We start from the raw sequence: 14,659 nt of genomic DNA on the forward strand, positions 1-14,659 counted from the left end.
TCTGCAAAGGAGATGAGGACGATGTCGGCTCATCTCATTCTGCCGGGGCTAGCCCCGGCAGAATGAGATGAAGGGGCCACCAACTAGGGAATTTTCAAAGCCCACTTTTGCGGAGAATTGCAGGACCGATGACAGTGGGGTGCCACAGGAGGCACAGCGCAGCCGCGGCGTTCCTTTTACCGCCATCGTGATTGGCTTCCCGCTGACAACCTTCACAGCGTCAGCCGGATACACCGAATTGAGAACGTAGGCGGCACCCTGCGCGATCTGACAATCGCTGCAATGACAGTAAACCTGTGCCAGCGGTTCCTCGCTGATAACTAGGCTTATTTCACCGCAAAGGCACTGCGTTTCGACCATAGCCAACCCTCCACCAAATAGCACCTACGATAGGCGGATTGAAATGACGATCAATGACCGCTCTCCACCCACTTGTTGCCGTTCCGGTGGCTAGAGGCTGAAGCACCGCGACAGATAGCGCGATCAGAACGCCGCCAAATAGCGTGAGCGTTTACAACGTCGGCAGACGGGGTATCGGCGCGTCTCATTTGACTGGTCCGATTTGTTTTGCATTGAAGGCCCCCTATACGTTACAAATCGCGGCTATGACTCAGACCCTCATCGGCTACGCTCGCTGCTCGACGGATAAGCAGGATCTCGCTGCGCAGCGCGACGCGCTGCTACGGCTCGGCGTCGCGCCGGAGCGGGTCTATACCGACCATGGGTTTTCCGGGACCAACAGGGCACGCCCTGGCCTCGATCAGGCGTTGGCTGCTGTGCGCAGCGGCGACACCCTCGTCGTGCCTAAACTGGATCGTCTCGCCCGCTCTGTCCCTGACGCACGAGCGATTGGTGACAGCCTGGCGGAGCGTGGGGTGAAGCTGCAACTGGGTAGCAGCGTGCATGACCCTTCCGACCCGATGGGCAAGCTGTTCTTCAACATCCTGGCCACCTTCGCGGAGTTCGAAGCAGACCTCATCAGGATGCGGACGCGGGAAGGCATGGCCGTCGCGCGGTCGAAGGGCAAACTCCGTGGCAAGAAGCCCAAGCTGTCCGAGCGGCAGCAAAGGGAGCTGCGCCGGATGCATGACACTGGTGATTATTCGGTCAGCGACCTTGCCGAGCTATTTTCGATATCACGACCAACCGTCTATCGGACGTTGGGCCGCATCGCGGGCACGGTTGAGAGCGATCAGATGATTCATACTCGAAAGCACGAACTTGGGGCTGATACGGTCCCTCAGAGCGCCTAACCGATGGTTTTGCGTGGCCCGTTCGTGCTTTCGGGTAGAAATCCAAGCAGCCCAAGGGCGTAGGGCAATAAGGTATGATGGAGCCGCAATGACTCGCACCCCCCAAGGCGAACTCTTCCTGTTGGATAGCCCCCTCACTGGAGAGGTTCGGGGCGAGCGATCCCTTATGGCATTTCCATTTTTTGCTCTGAGCAAGAATGCCTGGATGAAGTCGCTGGCCTACAGCACGCCAAGCGTCTCTATCGAGGTCCGCCCCAGCACAAAGGGCGTCGCGACGATCTACGACAAGGAAATTGTCCTTTATATTGCGAGCCTTATGGCCTCCAAAATGGAGGACGGCGAGGATGTGTCGCAGGACTTCGTGTTTACCGCTCATGATCTTTTCAGCGTGACAGGGAGCAACCATTCATCACGCTCCTATGAGCGGCTGGCGGATGCCCTGGAGCGCCTGCAGGGTACGCAGATCAAGACGAACATCGAGGCCGGCGGCGAAGGCGTGGATGGCTTTTTCTCCTGGCTTTCGGAGGCGCAGCTTAAATATGCGAAAACCACAAAAGGCGAGCGACGGCTGAAGGCCGTGAAGGTTCGGCTCTGCGATTGGCTGTTTCGTGCCATCCTCCACGATCGCCAGGTACTTAACTATGCCACGGCATATTTCCAGCTCGGGCCAATCGAGCGGCGGATTTATGAGGTTGCGCGCTCGACCTGTGTTGATGGCGAAGATCTTGAAATAGATTTGGCGACATTCCGACTACAAATTGGCTACCAGAACCAATTAGCCAATTTCCGTAGTGCCTTACGGGCAATTGCTGCGGCTGACACGATTCCAGAATATCAATTGCGACTTGAGGAGACTGAGGCCGAAGTTGATCCAGCGGCTCCGAAAGCTGGACGGCGCGCGAAAAATAGTCGCGTCATCATCTCTCGCCGGCTCAAGCAGCTCGCCAATTGAGAGAGAATCGGACGTTTCCGATTCGGTGTGCCGCCCCGCATTTCCTATTCGATAGCACGAATTGGCGGCCTTGAATGCTACTCGATAGCACGAATCCGGATACCCATTCCTACCCGATAGCACGAACTTTTACGGTGTTTCCTACCCGATAGCACGAACCGTAAGTCCTTCCGCTTCCATGACAATACTGCGAAAATCTCGCAGTCGATGATCCTGTCGATCAGCTTGGAAGAAAGGGGAGGCTGTGACCTCATAAAGGAAAGCCCGGCACGAAGGCCGGGCATCCCGTTGGAATAGTGGAGCGACGTCGCCAAACGTCGAACCGGGTCGACTACCCCTTCTCCCTACTCCATTCCGATCGTCGGTTCAAGGATGCGCGCTTCGCGCCACGCTATCTTTTTGTCCGGTGACGGCCCTCTCCAGGGAGGGACGAATGGGGACGTTTACCCTAAGCGAGGCGCTCGCGGGCGCATTTTCTAAACGCAAGCAACCAGCGCGCAAAGCCAGATCGGGCGCGCCGCACCCCACTGGTGCGCGTGTCCTGCGCGACAGCGTTGAGGCCGGCACGTTCGAGCATGTCTTTTTCGTGGCCCCTGCCAAGGGAGAAACGGACAAACTGCTTCGCATGGCGCGACGCCTCGTTGAAGCAGGGCGCCAACTCCGCAGTGAGGCCCGGCTTAATGGTCGCGTTCTGTCTCCTACCGAGGCCCTGCTGACGACGCTGACCAGCGCGAGCGTGAGGGTGTTCGAGGAGATCCTTACCCTTTCGCGCCTGAACAACGGCAAAGTCTTCCCCAGCTATGATTATCTTGCAGAGGCCACCAGCCTTGGGCGTGCGACGGTTGCACGCGCTCTGCGGATACTAGAGCGGATCGGCTTCCTGATCCGTCAGCGGCGCTTCAAGCGGATCGAGGCAGAAGGCCCCGGCCCTCGCTACGAGCAGACCTCCAACGCCTACCGGCCACTGCTGCCGAAATCGCTCATGGACTATTTGCCGCGTTGGATGCGCCCTGCACCGGTTCCTGATGATGAGCTTCAACGTGAAACCGATCGGCTCGAAGAGATAAAGTATATGCGCTCCAAACTGTCATGCCGTGAGCTTGCCGAAAGCGTTGTCGATGGCCCGTTGGGTAAGATCCTGGCTCGGCTCGGCGCCGCCATCGATGCGCAGGAGCGTGAGTCTCAAATTGATCCGCAACCGCTAATGGATTCATATATAATAGGGAGAAACGGAGTTGGCCTAGTCGGCCAACGCTCTAACGCCTGACGGCGCAGGGATGAAACGACCCCAAATTGCATCATCTCAACGATAGCGCGTCCGGAAACGTCGGACGCGCCGCTTCGCGACGCGATGCTCCCCAGGAGGAGCAAGCGGGTTGGGCAGCTCAAAATCGCCGCTGTTGAGCAGGCGGAGATGTCGATTCCGGTGCTGAAGGCGACCCCAGGCGCTATTGGAGTGAGATTGCGGGGAGATATCTAAAGGATATCCTGAACCCATTGCGGCATCGTGGATGAGCGAAATTTCACCCTGCCCTTCTCTCGCGAGAAAATGAGTTGAAGACGCCGACTGCTGTTGTCGAACAGCAAGACCCGCTCGGCCAGTTGCATGGCGGTCGGCAGATTTCCCACGCTGCGCGAAAATCGGCGTAACAAGTCCTGCAATGGTACGTCGTGGCCTCCGCTGGCAACACGACTGCGGACACGGCCGATTGAAAAGCTCACGTCGCCCAGGCCGATATAGACAAGGTTGACCTTGTAGCCGGCGGCTGACGCCGCCCGCATCAGGTCCAATTCACTTCTGCCAGTCAATGTTGTCTCGATCGCAAAGCTTATGCCTTCGGCAAGTAAGGTTCTGCGCGCTGTGACAGCCGATCGGCCGGCATGAATCACCCTTTGGGTGTCTAGCAATTCAGGAGGCAGAGTCTTCGCAATGTTGTCCGGGTTCACCACGGGCAGTCGATGCGCAACGTAGCGATCGACAAGCGTCGACTTTCCGGCCCCGTTGGGGCCGGCAAACACCCAGAGTTGCGGCTTCACGCGGCGTCGCGGACGCGATGCTCGCCCATGTGATCGAAACGGACCAGCTCGCGGCGGCCGTCGGGATATTCCTTCACGACCAGGCCGGGAGGCGTATCCTTCTCACCATAATAGATCGGGCGGCCAGCATCCAAATGCGACCGAGCCGCGGCCCCGTCGTCATATCGTGCCGCGGCTTCGAGGATCGGCCAAAGATCGGCGTCCGGGGATTCAGATCGTTTCAGTCGACTTGCCATGCTGACGATATAGCACGTCGCATCGCTTTCGTCACGGGGAGGTCGATCGTTGTTGGCGCTGGGCGGTCTTGCCCCCCTCCCCTCCCCTTTTGTCGCGCGTGATGAACGGGCAGCAGATGACATGACTCTTTCGAGCGACTGACGCAGGTTGGCCCTATTGCCCGATCGGCAAATCCCTGTTTGCGATGGGGTGTGGCCGCGATGCTGCCTTGTGCGATCAAGTCAAAAACCGCCCGGAGGACTACGGTTTCCACTGCGCGGAGCCTCCGTTTTTTATCTTGATCGCGTCAGCCTCGCTCCCCTGAAGTCCCCATCAGGAATTAGCCTGATCGAGAATGAGGTACGTCCCATGCAGAATATCGCTGAGTTTCGCATCATCGGCCGCATCGGCAAGATCAACGAGCATGACAAAGTGACGAAGGTTTCGGTGGCGGCGAACTACAACCGCCAGGACAACGGCGAGTGGACGACCGACACCCATTGGAATGAGGTGACGTTGTTTGGCCGACACATCGAGCGTGCCGCCAAGGCCGACAAGGGCGATCTGGTTCATATCGTTGGCCGGGTCCGCCAGAATTCCTACGATACCGAGGAGGGCAAGCGATACACGGTTGAGTTGATCGCTGACGGCTTCGCGGTTCTCGCCAAGGCCGGTGACGCTGACGCCTAAAGATCGGGGGCCGCCTAGCGGCCCCCTCCCCTCCCCGGCAATCGAAAGGATAGTCTAAAGGATATCCTTTCGATTTCTTATAGCTATCCATCGCTCCGTTCGGTCGTCCCAATTGCGCTTTTTCCGGTTTGTGCCAGTAGGTCATGGGCATTGGAGCAATGGGCCGATGCACTATCTCCCCATCAGGATTGCTAAATGGATATCCATTGCGATTGGCAATGGATATCGGTTGTATTTAGAGCGCCTTGCAAATGCGATTGCCTTGGGATATCCATTGGCAAATCGATAGCCATTCGACATCCATAGCCTTGCGATATGGATTTGGTGTGGAAATCGGTTGAATATCGATTTGTTGAATGAGGGCCGGATTCAGATGCCAGCAATTTCTGTAGCGAACCCGAAGGGCGGGGCGGGCAAGACGACCCTGACATTCGTCTTGGCGAGCGAGCTAGCCCGAAGCGGTGCTTCGGTCGCCGTCATAGACGCAGATCCGAACGCGATCATCGCGGGCTGGGGCAGGAAGCGGGCGGAGCAGGACAAGGCGCTACCCTTCGAGATTATTGCCGGGCCGAAGGAGTCGGACCTCATGAAGCTGGTTGACCAGCTCACGCAGTCGCATGACTTTGTACTGATCGATCTTGAAGGTACGGCATCGCGCATGACGTCACGCGCTCTCGCGCGGTCGCATCTTGTGCTGATCCCGTTCAATCTCTCGCCGATCGACGCGGAACTGGCCGCGAATGCGGTTGCCCTAGTTCTAGAAGAGCAGGAGGCGCTAGGCCGCCGCATCCCATTTAGGTTGGTCAGGAGCCGAGATAATGCGGCGATCCAGACCAAAAGTTCGCAGCGGATTACGGCGGCTATCAACGAAGCGGAATTACCTTTGCTGCCCGTTGGTCTCGTTGAACGCGCGGCCTACCGCGACATTTTCGATTTCGCGGCGACACTGGAGGAACTGGACGATAGCCAGACTTCAGGATTGGCAGGCGCAAAGAAGAATGCCCATGAGGTGGCCCGTGCCGTTGTCGAAGCGGTTCAGTCGGAGATGCAGAAGTGAGTTCCGGCAGCTATGGCTTTGGAAAAAAGGCGGGGCCGAAAACTCCCGCCGACGCGCCCGAAGATGAGGGTCGGCTTGACCTCTCCGGCATCACCAGAACGCCGTTGCCACTCGATCCGGTTCGCGAACAGGCGGCGATCGAGCGAGGCGCAAAGTTGGGCTTTGTCGATCGCGGGGCAGGGGAGACGGAAGAGGCTGGCACTGTTGTCCGTCGGCGCCGGCAACCCGCGCCACAAAGCACGGTCTATATCAAGGGACCGAAGGAAATTTTGGACTGGTTTATCGAGTTCAGCAACGAGCGTGGGCATCGTGCATATTGGCAAGCGCTCGCGGAGTTTAGGGACATGATCGACGGCAAGTAGAAGTGGAGGTGCAGCGACATGAGCGGCATAGCGCAAGCCGGTCTCATATTCCTTGTCATCATAGTGCTGATGATCCTCAGCGCGAAGGATAACGCGACCCGGAACCGCATCCGAAACGAGGATGAGGACACCTGGTGGTTCTCTCGCCGCAACTGGTGGGATGATCGGCGGTGAAGACGATCGCGGTCAACATCGAAAAGGGCGGGGCAGGGAAGACCACCATTGCCTGTCATCTGGCATGGCATCTAGCGGACGCCGGCCACCGCGTTCTGGTGCTTGACCTAGACCGCCAGTGCAATGCCTCCACCGCCCTACGCGACTTCGAAAGCCATGGTTCTTGCAAGCAGCTTTTCGAGGAAGGTTTCGTTGCCCCTGCAGGTCGCCAGCGCGGCATATACTCCAACAGGATGACCGGAGAGTTCGACGCTGATTTCGGGAAGGCTTTGAGTGCCTTCCGCGCGAATTTTCCGAAGCTTGCGGAGGCCCACGACTATTGTGTGATCGACACCCCTCCGGCCTGGAGCTGGATCAATTTCGCGGCGCTGATGGTGTGCGACGATTTGATCGTGCCTGTTGAGCTTGGACCGTTCGGACCGGATTCCACCAAGCAACTCTCCAACTCGATTCAGACGGTCAATCAGCGTGGACGGCGACACCCCATTCGCATAGCGGGCCTTGTCGCAAACAGGGTCAAGGCGAATGATCGGAACCAGCTTGCGATGCTGGAAGAACTGAAGGCCAAGATAGGGCGAAACCTATTTTCGGCTCACCTGCCGGACCGAGCGCATTACAGCCAGGCCGTACAAGCCGGCGTGCCAGTATGGCGCTTTGAGAAGGATGTGCGATCGTCACTTCCTGCCATGCGCGCATTTCTCGATGAAGCGATGCAAAGGATTGAGGCCTGATGGATTTCGGGGATTTCGATATTTTTGCCGCCAAGGAGGAAGTCGCACAGCAGGGGAGGGTGCTGACGCTGGACCCGCGTCGAGTGTATCCCGATCCTGACAATGTTCGTCGCGCCATCGATCAAAGCGAGATCGACGCCTTGGCCGAAACCATCAGCGCGCGCGGTCAACTGCAACCGATTATTGTCGATCCTGCGGATGAAGATGATCGTTATAAAATCCAATTCGGCGAGCGTCGCTGGCGCGCGTGCATGCAGATCGGCCGCGACGTCCGCGCCATCATTCGCGAGCATGGCGATCCCGCGCAGGTTCGGATCGATCAGTTTATAGAGAACGATCAGCGCGAGCAGCTTTCGGTTCGCGACATGGTAGCGTTCGTTGCCGCGCAGGTAGCGGCAGGCCAGAGCATCGCGGATCTAGCGCGCGCTACAGGGCGTGAACGCGCGCGTCTTTCACGGTTGCATGCATTATCATCTGCGCCAGATTTCATTGCTGACCGATTGGATGACCTGCCTGTCCGTGGTGCCGTGGCCTTGATGAAGGCGGCGGCACGGGATGAGGCCGCTGTAAGGGAGTATCTCGATCACGCGCCGTTGGGCACTCTTACGGTTGCGGGGTGCGAGGCCTTCATGCGGGGTGCGTCCGGGTCGATCGTGGGGACCGAGGACGGTTTAGCCTCAAAACCGAAAGAGGCCAGTGTTGTGCAGGCGCCCCCGCGTTCGACAGGCATGACAGAGGACCGACGGGGAGGGCCAATGGTACAGCCGCGTGATGAGGGACATCTGATCGACGTCGATGGCAAGCGGGGTCGTTTGATCGAAGCGCTTGTGCATTTCGATGGCGAGAAGCAGCCACGGATGGTCCGGTTCACGAACTAGCCTGGCACCGCCTTCTTTTCCGCGTTTTCTCTTTTGAACGATGATTGGAGACTGTGGCCCGAGCCACAGATTCGAGTGCCATTTTGTGGAGGTTGTTTTAGGGCAGGATAGGGGTTGTGGTTGCCATTGTCTTACAGTAGCCTCGCAGACGAGGACGATGATGGCAACCACGACAACCTCCACTGACGGCAAAACCAGCCTGACGGTCCGCCTTGATCGGGCCACGCTCGACGCTTTCGATGCACTTGCGGAGGGCAGGGGAGGGCGCAGCGCCCTCCTGCGATCCCTGCTGGATCAGGCAATGCGGCAAGCAGGCGATGCCCCGAAGGTTCAGGCCCGCACGGAGCCGTCGACCAATCGCATATCGTTTCGCGTGACCGAGGCTGAACTTGCTGTTCTTGATGCGCGAGCCGCTGAACGGGGGACGGACAGGGCCGGATGGGTCAAGGCGCTGATGCGTCGTCATATCGGCCTGAAGGGCAATGTCGATGACGGCCTGCGGGACAGTCTCGCGCCGGTTCGCCTTCAGCTTCAACGGATCGGTCGAAACCTCAATCAGGCCATGCGGGCCGGCAACGCCGCGATGATGGCGGACAGCGGCCTTCAGATCGAACGGGAGCTGCGTCGGATCACCGAGATGCGCCAGGACATCAACGAGCAGATTGCCGCGCTCGGCGATGCGCTGCGTGGCGATCTAGCGTTCTGGAAGGTGGCGGACTGATGCCGTTCGGTGAGCGAGAGGATGAGCTGTGGGGGGTGCTGAAGCCCATCTTCCGACCGCGTGTTTCGGGCGACCCCAATATCAAATATGCCAAGCACCTTCTCAACCAGTCTGGTCCCTTCCGTCCGGTCCCCTATGCTAATCCGCGTCGCGAGGATTCTCGCGCCGTTCTTGGACGGGTTGTCCGCAAATCGCCTGAGGTTCTGGTCAAGGTAACAGGCCGCAAAAAGGGCGCTGAGCATCTAGGCGCTCATCTGAGCTACATCGGACGCAATGGCGAGATTGCGATCGAAACGCGCGATGGCGAACTCATTTCGGACAAGAGTGAGGTTCAGCAGATAGCGCAAGAATGGTCGGACGCCCTCTACTGGCGGCAAAGGGCAACAGTTTCCGGCGTGGCCATGGTCTTCTCCATGCCCGAGGGGACAAATCCCGATACTGTCCGTCAGGCTGTCCGCGCTGCCGCCGATCGCATGATCGGCGACAATCATGATTATGTGATGGCCTTACACACCGACACGCCCAGGCCGCATGTTCATCTTACCGTCCAGGCCGAGGGGCTGGACGGCCAGCGTTTCGACCCACGTCGCGAAGACCTGTTCAATTTCAGAGAGGCTTTTGCCGAAGAACTGCGCACTCGCGGAGTGGAATGCGAAGCAACGCCACGCTGGTCGCGGGGGCAGGGCAGGGCCGGCACCAGCATGGCGCTTGCCCAGATGCGGGAAAAGATCAGGCGTGGGGTGTCGCGCCAGCCTACCGAAGCTGACTTACGGCAGGCCCGCGAAGCGTTGCAGGTCGCGAGCGGAAAGGCGCAGCCGCCTGTCTTCGTGACGCGCGCTAAGGAACGGTGGGATAGCACCCGGCAGGAATATGAGCGGGCTGCGGACCGGTTAGACAATAGCAAGGATGCTAGTGACAGGGAGCTGGCGAAGGACTTGCGCGCGTTCCTGAAAGATCGACCATCGGTTGAGACCGTCCCAGACCGCGTATTGAAAGATGCGCAATCTCGCCTGAAGCAGATGAGGGAGCGGGGGGAGCATCCACCAGATCGCCCGCCACGTTCGCGATAGCTAGAGCGTCATGGCAGTCTCACCAGAGGGTGCCGTGAACCGGCTCAAGTTTTGGCGGGGCTTCGCGGTTGAGTGATTGCAGGAGATCGATTTCGATGGTCCGGCACATCGCGCTCAATGGGACGTCGTGGACGGAATTTGCGAAGGGGTCGGTCAGGTCTTCGCCGATGCTCAATGCGGCGAGGAATATCAGGCCGATCAATGTTGATCCCAAGGGCGTGTAGATTCCCAGGGACTCTACAAGTGCGATAGGGACCAGCACGCAAAAGACGCGCGTGAAAAGGTTCGGGAAGAACCGAAAGCCGTTGGGCAGGGGAGTGTTCTTTATCCGCTCCATCCCGCCTTGGGCGTTCGAGATGTCGATCAGCAGCCGTTCGAGGGTCGCTTGCTGGATCGTGTCGATCCTTCCGCCGAGGTGGGCGTCTGCAACAAGGGCGGATATCTCTTCCGCCAGTGCATTCGCCCGATTAGCCTTCGATGCGATTGTTGCTGCTGCTTCGGCCCCGATCAGTCGCTCGATTTCCGGCATAGGATCTTGGCCTCGCAATTGGCAGCGAAGGGCATGGGCAATTGCAATCTGACGAAGGATGACATCATCCACCGCGACATTGGCCCGCCTGTCGGGCGCCATGAAACTTTTGGACGCGCGTGCGAGGCTCCGCGATGCGTTGATGAGGGCGCCCCAGAGTGATCGTGCTTCCCACCACCGCGCGTAGGCCGCGTTCGTTCTGAAACCCAGGAAGAGCGCCAAGGCAGTGCCGAAGAGGGTCGTTGGAAGCGGCGGCTCTGAAAATGGCGTGTAAAAATGGAAGGCCGTCACCAGAACGTCCCAGCCAAATAGCACTGTCAGGGGCTTCCAGACTTCAGCAAGGATTTGTCGAAACCGGGGCCTCGTTCCTACAATCACTATCGGACTCCAACGGCATTGGTGGTTATGGCTTGGCAGGGTGCTGCGCGAGTGGTCCGCGTGGGCCGCTATGCGGCCCGTGCGACAAAACAGAGATGGCAGCCGATCATTTCATTCTGGCCGGCGCCAGCGCCTCGATAATCTTGCAGTCAGCGATGGTATCGCCCTGGCAGCGATCGACACTGAGAACGAGCTGATCCCGCAATAGCGTCAGATCGCTTATCTTCCGGTCTATTTCCACAATATGTTCGGCCGCGATCGTGTCGACTTCCATGCAGGAGGCGTCGCGATTGTCGGCCAGTTTCAGCAGTGTTCTGACCTGTTCCAGCGTGAAACCCAGATCCCGCGACCGTCTTATGAACGATAGCCTCTTGAGATGGGCGTCCTCGTACACGCGGTAATTCCCGCTGTTTCGAGAGGGGGCCGGGATCAGGCCCTCCTTCTCGTAATAGCGGATCGTTTCGACGCGAGTGTCTGTCAATTTTGCGAGATCGCCAATTTTCATATTGACCCTATAGTAACTTCAGGGTGCATATGACAGGCCATAACGACGCGAATCGGATCAGACATGGCGCAAGCCCACGGCTCAAAGACTGGCGAAGCGCATGCGGCAAACGCCGCGTTCGCGCTGTCGCGCCATGTCTGCGAGATGTCGGTGCCTCAATCGTTCGCAGTTGCGCAGGGTGACATTGCAGCCCTCACAAAGACCTCTTTTGCTTCCGCGTGGACTTTGCGATGACAGGTCGCGGAAAATCGGCTAGAGGCCTCTCCATGTTTCGCTGGAGCTTCCTCCTTCTTTGCATGCTTGTCGTGTCGCTTACTACCGTAGCGACCGTGCATGCCAACGAAGTTCCAAACCCGACACTTTCTGCGACCCAGACCAGCATCGAATGCTCTGGCCAGGTTCACAGCGAAGGGGATGGCGATCAATCGCAGGGCGATTCCGACAAGGCTGTTCCCCATCATCATGGTTGCCACGGTGGGGCCTCCTTCCTGCCTGCGCGCGCGGTCGAGGCGACCGTTTTCGCTATCGTCACGGAATCGCTGATGACCGTCGAAGAGGCGGCTCCCGGTCGCTGGTCCGTCGGACCTGATTTACGGCCTCCTATCGCCTGATTGAAGCTCAACTGACTGTCGCCCGTTTTCCGGGTGCGCAGATTGATGCCTATCAATCAGGAATTCTTACATGCACAGGATCATTGCGGCCTTTCTGGCTGCCACGTCTTGCGTCGCCGTGGCGCAAGCACAGGAAAATATAACGGCGCAGCAGTCTGTAGGGGCTGTGTTCACTCTCGATGACGCCGTTGCCGCAGCAGGCGGCAGTGCGCCGGCTGCGGATGCCGCACAGGCTGGGATCGATGCGGCTCGCGCTGGTCGGACCGTGGCGGGCCTTCGTCCCAATCCCACAGTCCAGAGCCAGGTTGAGAACGTGGTCGGTTCTGGGCCTTATGGTGGATTTCGCCAAGCTGAAACTACTGTCGGGGTCAACATCCCCATCGAGCTGGGGGGGAAGCGCTCAGCGCGCATAGCGGTAGCTGACGCCCAATCGAACAGAGCCGTACTGATCGCGGCTATCACCCAGGCCGATATTCGGGTGCAGGTCACTGCGCTCTATATCGATGCGATTGCTGCGGAACGCCGTGTCGTGACGGCACGCGATCAGCTTCGCATTGCGCAGGATGCTCTCAATGCCGCCAAGGTAAGGGTTCAGGCGGGACGCGCTTCGCCGATCGAGGAGCAACGGGCAGATGTCGCACGGCTGAACGCCCAAGCGGGCGCGGAGCGGGCAGCCAGGCTCGCGGATGCAGCGCGTGCCAATCTTGCGCGTCGGATCGGCAAGCCCATTGTCGGGCCGCTGGATACCGCCGCGCTCGATTTACTGCCACCTGCTTCTTACGGCCCGAACATGGTGGAAAGCGCTGGAACGCTAGCCATGGCGGCGGCCGATGCGGATCTTGCCATTGCCGACGCCGGCGTCCAGCTCGCAAAATCTCAGCGCGTCCCGGACGTAACAGTCGGTCCGGCGCTCCGGCGTCTTGAGGTCAGCAAGGATATCGCGGCGGTCTTCTCCGTGTCGATCCCAATACCGCTTTTCAATTCCGGTCGGGCAGCGGTGGCGCAGGCGAGCGCGGAACGCAGCCGCGCGGAAGCTCAGCGCCGTATGACTGCGCTCGATGTGGAGCAGGCTATTACCGATGCCCAAGCGGAGGCGGACAATGCCGCAACCACAGCGCGCAATGCCAGCGGTCCTGCACTTGTCGCGGCCCAAGAGGCCGCTCGCATAGCCCGCGTGGGATATCGCGAAGGCAAGTTCGGGCAGCTCGATTTGCTCGATGCCGAACGGACCCTCGCCGACACCCGCGTCGCCGCGATCGACGCACTCGCCTCGTACCAGAACGCCAAGGCCCGGTTGCAGCGTCTTACCGCTCCCGCGCCAGCACAGGGGAATTGATCCGATGAAACTGACGAAAAGCACTGCGCTTATAATGCCACTGACCTTGGCCTTCCTTCTCGCCGGTTGTGGCGGCGGCAACGAGGCCAGCAGTGAGGCGGCACCCGACAACCAGCAGCAGGCAAATGCTTCCCCCGTCGAGGGCAAGATAACGCTCTCGCCCGATCAGATCGCGTCGGCAGGTATCCAGATTGCTCGACCTACCGTGGGTGGGGCAGGGACGCTTGAGTTGCCGGCGACGATCGAGGGTGATCCGCAAGGCACGCAGGTCGTATCGGCAGCCATCGGCGGGCGTGTCGTGTCGTTGACCCGGAACCTTGGTCAGTCGGTGGGGCGTGGAGATACGTTGGCCGTCATCGAAAGCCGAGAAGCGGCGCAGCTCAAGGGCGAAGTCGAGGCATCTCGCGCCCGTCTTACGTTGGCAAACTCCAACCTAGCGCGCGAACAGCGGCTTTTCGCGCAGCGCGTGTCGCCGGAGCAGGATCTCATTGCCGCGCGAACCGCTGCCATTGAAGCGCGCATTGCCTATAATCAGGCGCAACAGCAGGTTTCCGCCGCTGGTGGGGGTGGGGGTGGTCTCAACCGTCTGGGTATTGCGGCGCCCGTTTCCGGTCAGGTCATCTCGCGCAGCGTCGTGCTAGGTCAGACCGTCGCGGCGGATGCTGAACTCTATCGCATCGCTAACCTTTCCAGCGTTTCGCTGTCGCTCAATCTCCAGCCCGCTGACGCGGGTCGGGTTAAGCCGGGCAATCTCGTCACGGTGACGGCTGCGGGTCGTCAAGCGACGGCCAAGGTGAGCTTCGTATCTCCTGCGCTCGATGCACAGACGCGATTGGTCCCGGTCATCGCTACGCTCGACAATCGGAATATGGAATGGCGGGTGGGAGAGCCGGTGACGGCTTCTGTTCAGCTCACTGGCAGCGGAGGGGACGGCGCGATCAGCGTGCCCACGACAGCGGTGCAAACCGACGAGGGCAAGTCGGTCGTTTTCGTCCGGACTAAAACCGGCTTCCAGGCCGTCCCCGTCACCTTGGGCGATACCAGCGGTGCCAGTGTGATTGTTCGCTCAGGCCTCAAGGGCACCGAGCAGATCGCCACCGTCAACAGCTTCACGCTCAAGGCCGAACTCGGCAAGAGCGAAGCGGCGGAGGATTGAGCC

At 59.5% G+C, this 14,659-nt stretch carries 19 protein-coding genes; 14 read left to right on the forward strand and 5 right to left on the reverse strand.

Features of this window, described 5'->3' with window-relative positions:
• Window positions 1-48 precede the first annotated feature (48 nt).
• Entirely contained in the window at window positions 49-360 is a 312-nt protein-coding gene (locus YP76_RS29275; protein WP_084733241.1) for a GFA family protein, read from the reverse strand.
• 143 nt (window positions 361-503) lie between these two features.
• On the opposite strand from YP76_RS29275, the gene YP76_RS17690 reads away from it, so the two are divergent.
• From YP76_RS17690 to YP76_RS17700, 3 genes are all read left to right on the forward strand, one after another.
• Complete coding sequence (locus YP76_RS17690) at window positions 504-1,253, forward strand: recombinase family protein (RefSeq protein WP_232307601.1); 750 nt, start codon at window positions 504-506, stop codon at window positions 1,251-1,253.
• An 88-nt stretch (window positions 1,254-1,341) separates the two neighbouring features.
• On the forward strand, window positions 1,342-2,205 hold the full coding sequence (locus YP76_RS17695) for a replication initiator protein A (protein WP_046764956.1): 864 nt from the start codon (window positions 1,342-1,344) through the stop codon (window positions 2,203-2,205).
• A gap of 433 nt (window positions 2,206-2,638) precedes the next feature.
• Complete coding sequence (locus YP76_RS17700) at window positions 2,639-3,472, forward strand: helix-turn-helix domain-containing protein (RefSeq protein ID WP_046764957.1); 834 nt, start codon at window positions 2,639-2,641, stop codon at window positions 3,470-3,472.
• A gap of 209 nt (window positions 3,473-3,681) precedes the next feature.
• On the opposite strand, the gene YP76_RS17705 is transcribed toward YP76_RS17700, so the two are convergent.
• Both YP76_RS17705 and YP76_RS29170 read right to left on the reverse strand, forming a co-directional pair.
• Window positions 3,682-4,242 carry an AAA family ATPase gene (locus YP76_RS17705; RefSeq protein ID WP_046764958.1) on the reverse strand — a complete coding sequence of 187 codons (561 nt, stop codon included), beginning with the start codon at window positions 4,240-4,242 and terminating at the stop codon, window positions 3,682-3,684.
• Window positions 4,239-4,376 carry a hypothetical protein gene (locus YP76_RS29170; protein WP_332307422.1) on the reverse strand — a complete coding sequence of 46 codons (138 nt, stop codon included), beginning with the start codon at window positions 4,374-4,376 and terminating at the stop codon, window positions 4,239-4,241. The genes YP76_RS17705 and YP76_RS29170 overlap by 4 nt, the downstream gene beginning before the upstream one ends.
• A 451-nt stretch (window positions 4,377-4,827) precedes the next feature.
• On the opposite strand from YP76_RS29170, the gene YP76_RS17715 reads away from it, so the two are divergent.
• The 8 genes from YP76_RS17715 (at window position 4,828) to YP76_RS17745 (ending at window position 10,141) form a co-directional block, all read left to right on the forward strand.
• Entirely contained in the window at window positions 4,828-5,148 is a 321-nt protein-coding gene (locus YP76_RS17715) for a single-stranded DNA-binding protein (protein ID WP_046764960.1), read from the forward strand.
• Between the two features lie 337 nt (window positions 5,149-5,485).
• Window positions 5,486-6,205, forward strand: a complete 720-nt coding sequence (locus YP76_RS17720; RefSeq protein ID WP_232307602.1) for a ParA family protein — start codon at window positions 5,486-5,488, stop codon at window positions 6,203-6,205.
• Complete coding sequence (locus tag YP76_RS17725; RefSeq protein ID WP_046764961.1) at window positions 6,202-6,567, forward strand: hypothetical protein; 366 nt, start codon at window positions 6,202-6,204, stop codon at window positions 6,565-6,567. Before YP76_RS17720 ends, YP76_RS17725 begins: the two co-directional genes overlap by 4 nt.
• 18 nt (window positions 6,568-6,585) lie before the next feature.
• Entirely contained in the window at window positions 6,586-6,741 is a 156-nt protein-coding gene (locus tag YP76_RS27870) for a hypothetical protein (protein WP_157035814.1), read from the forward strand.
• Window positions 6,738-7,472, forward strand: coding sequence for a ParA family protein (locus YP76_RS17730; RefSeq protein ID WP_046764962.1), 735 nt, complete (start codon window positions 6,738-6,740; stop codon window positions 7,470-7,472). Before YP76_RS27870 ends, YP76_RS17730 begins: the two co-directional genes overlap by 4 nt.
• Window positions 7,472-8,350, forward strand: a complete 879-nt coding sequence (locus YP76_RS17735) for a ParB/RepB/Spo0J family partition protein (RefSeq protein WP_046764963.1) — start codon at window positions 7,472-7,474, stop codon at window positions 8,348-8,350. The genes YP76_RS17730 and YP76_RS17735 overlap by 1 nt, the downstream gene beginning before the upstream one ends.
• A 160-nt stretch (window positions 8,351-8,510) precedes the next feature.
• Window positions 8,511-9,071, forward strand: a complete 561-nt coding sequence (locus YP76_RS17740) for a plasmid mobilization protein (RefSeq protein ID WP_052757475.1) — start codon at window positions 8,511-8,513, stop codon at window positions 9,069-9,071.
• On the forward strand, window positions 9,071-10,141 hold the full coding sequence (locus YP76_RS17745) for a relaxase/mobilization nuclease domain-containing protein (RefSeq protein ID WP_046764964.1): 1,071 nt from the start codon (window positions 9,071-9,073) through the stop codon (window positions 10,139-10,141). Before YP76_RS17740 ends, YP76_RS17745 begins: the two co-directional genes overlap by 1 nt.
• A 19-nt stretch (window positions 10,142-10,160) precedes the next feature.
• Here YP76_RS17745 and YP76_RS17750 read toward each other — a convergent pair whose 3' ends face one another.
• Together YP76_RS17750 and YP76_RS17755 are read right to left on the reverse strand one after the other, a co-directional pair.
• The gene (locus tag YP76_RS17750) at window positions 10,161-11,048 is read right to left on the reverse strand and encodes a bestrophin family protein (RefSeq protein WP_046764965.1); all 888 of its coding nucleotides are present in this window, start codon (window positions 11,046-11,048) and stop codon (window positions 10,161-10,163) included.
• Window positions 11,049-11,154: 106 nt separating this feature from the next.
• A complete protein-coding gene (locus YP76_RS17755; protein WP_046764966.1) occupies window positions 11,155-11,553 on the reverse strand; it encodes a MerR family transcriptional regulator in 399 nt (132 codons plus the stop codon).
• Between the two features lie 266 nt (window positions 11,554-11,819).
• On the opposite strand from YP76_RS17755, the gene YP76_RS17760 reads away from it, so the two are divergent.
• The 3 genes from YP76_RS17760 to YP76_RS17770 all read left to right on the forward strand — a co-directional run bounded on the left by YP76_RS17760 (window position 11,820) and on the right by YP76_RS17770 (window position 14,656).
• Window positions 11,820-12,164 (forward strand): hypothetical protein, encoded by a 345-nt coding sequence (locus YP76_RS17760; protein WP_046764967.1) that lies wholly within the window; start codon window positions 11,820-11,822, stop codon window positions 12,162-12,164.
• A gap of 70 nt (window positions 12,165-12,234) precedes the next feature.
• Window positions 12,235-13,500 (forward strand): TolC family protein, encoded by a 1,266-nt coding sequence (locus tag YP76_RS17765; protein ID WP_046764968.1) that lies wholly within the window; start codon window positions 12,235-12,237, stop codon window positions 13,498-13,500.
• 34 nt (window positions 13,501-13,534) lie between these two features.
• Window positions 13,535-14,656, forward strand: a complete 1,122-nt coding sequence (locus YP76_RS17770) for an efflux RND transporter periplasmic adaptor subunit (RefSeq protein ID WP_046764998.1) — start codon at window positions 13,535-13,537, stop codon at window positions 14,654-14,656.
• Window positions 14,657-14,659: the final 3 nt, after the last annotated feature.

Source organism: Sphingobium chungbukense, from assembly GCF_001005725.1.
GTDB classification, from domain to species: domain Bacteria; phylum Pseudomonadota; class Alphaproteobacteria; order Sphingomonadales; family Sphingomonadaceae; genus Sphingobium; species Sphingobium chungbukense.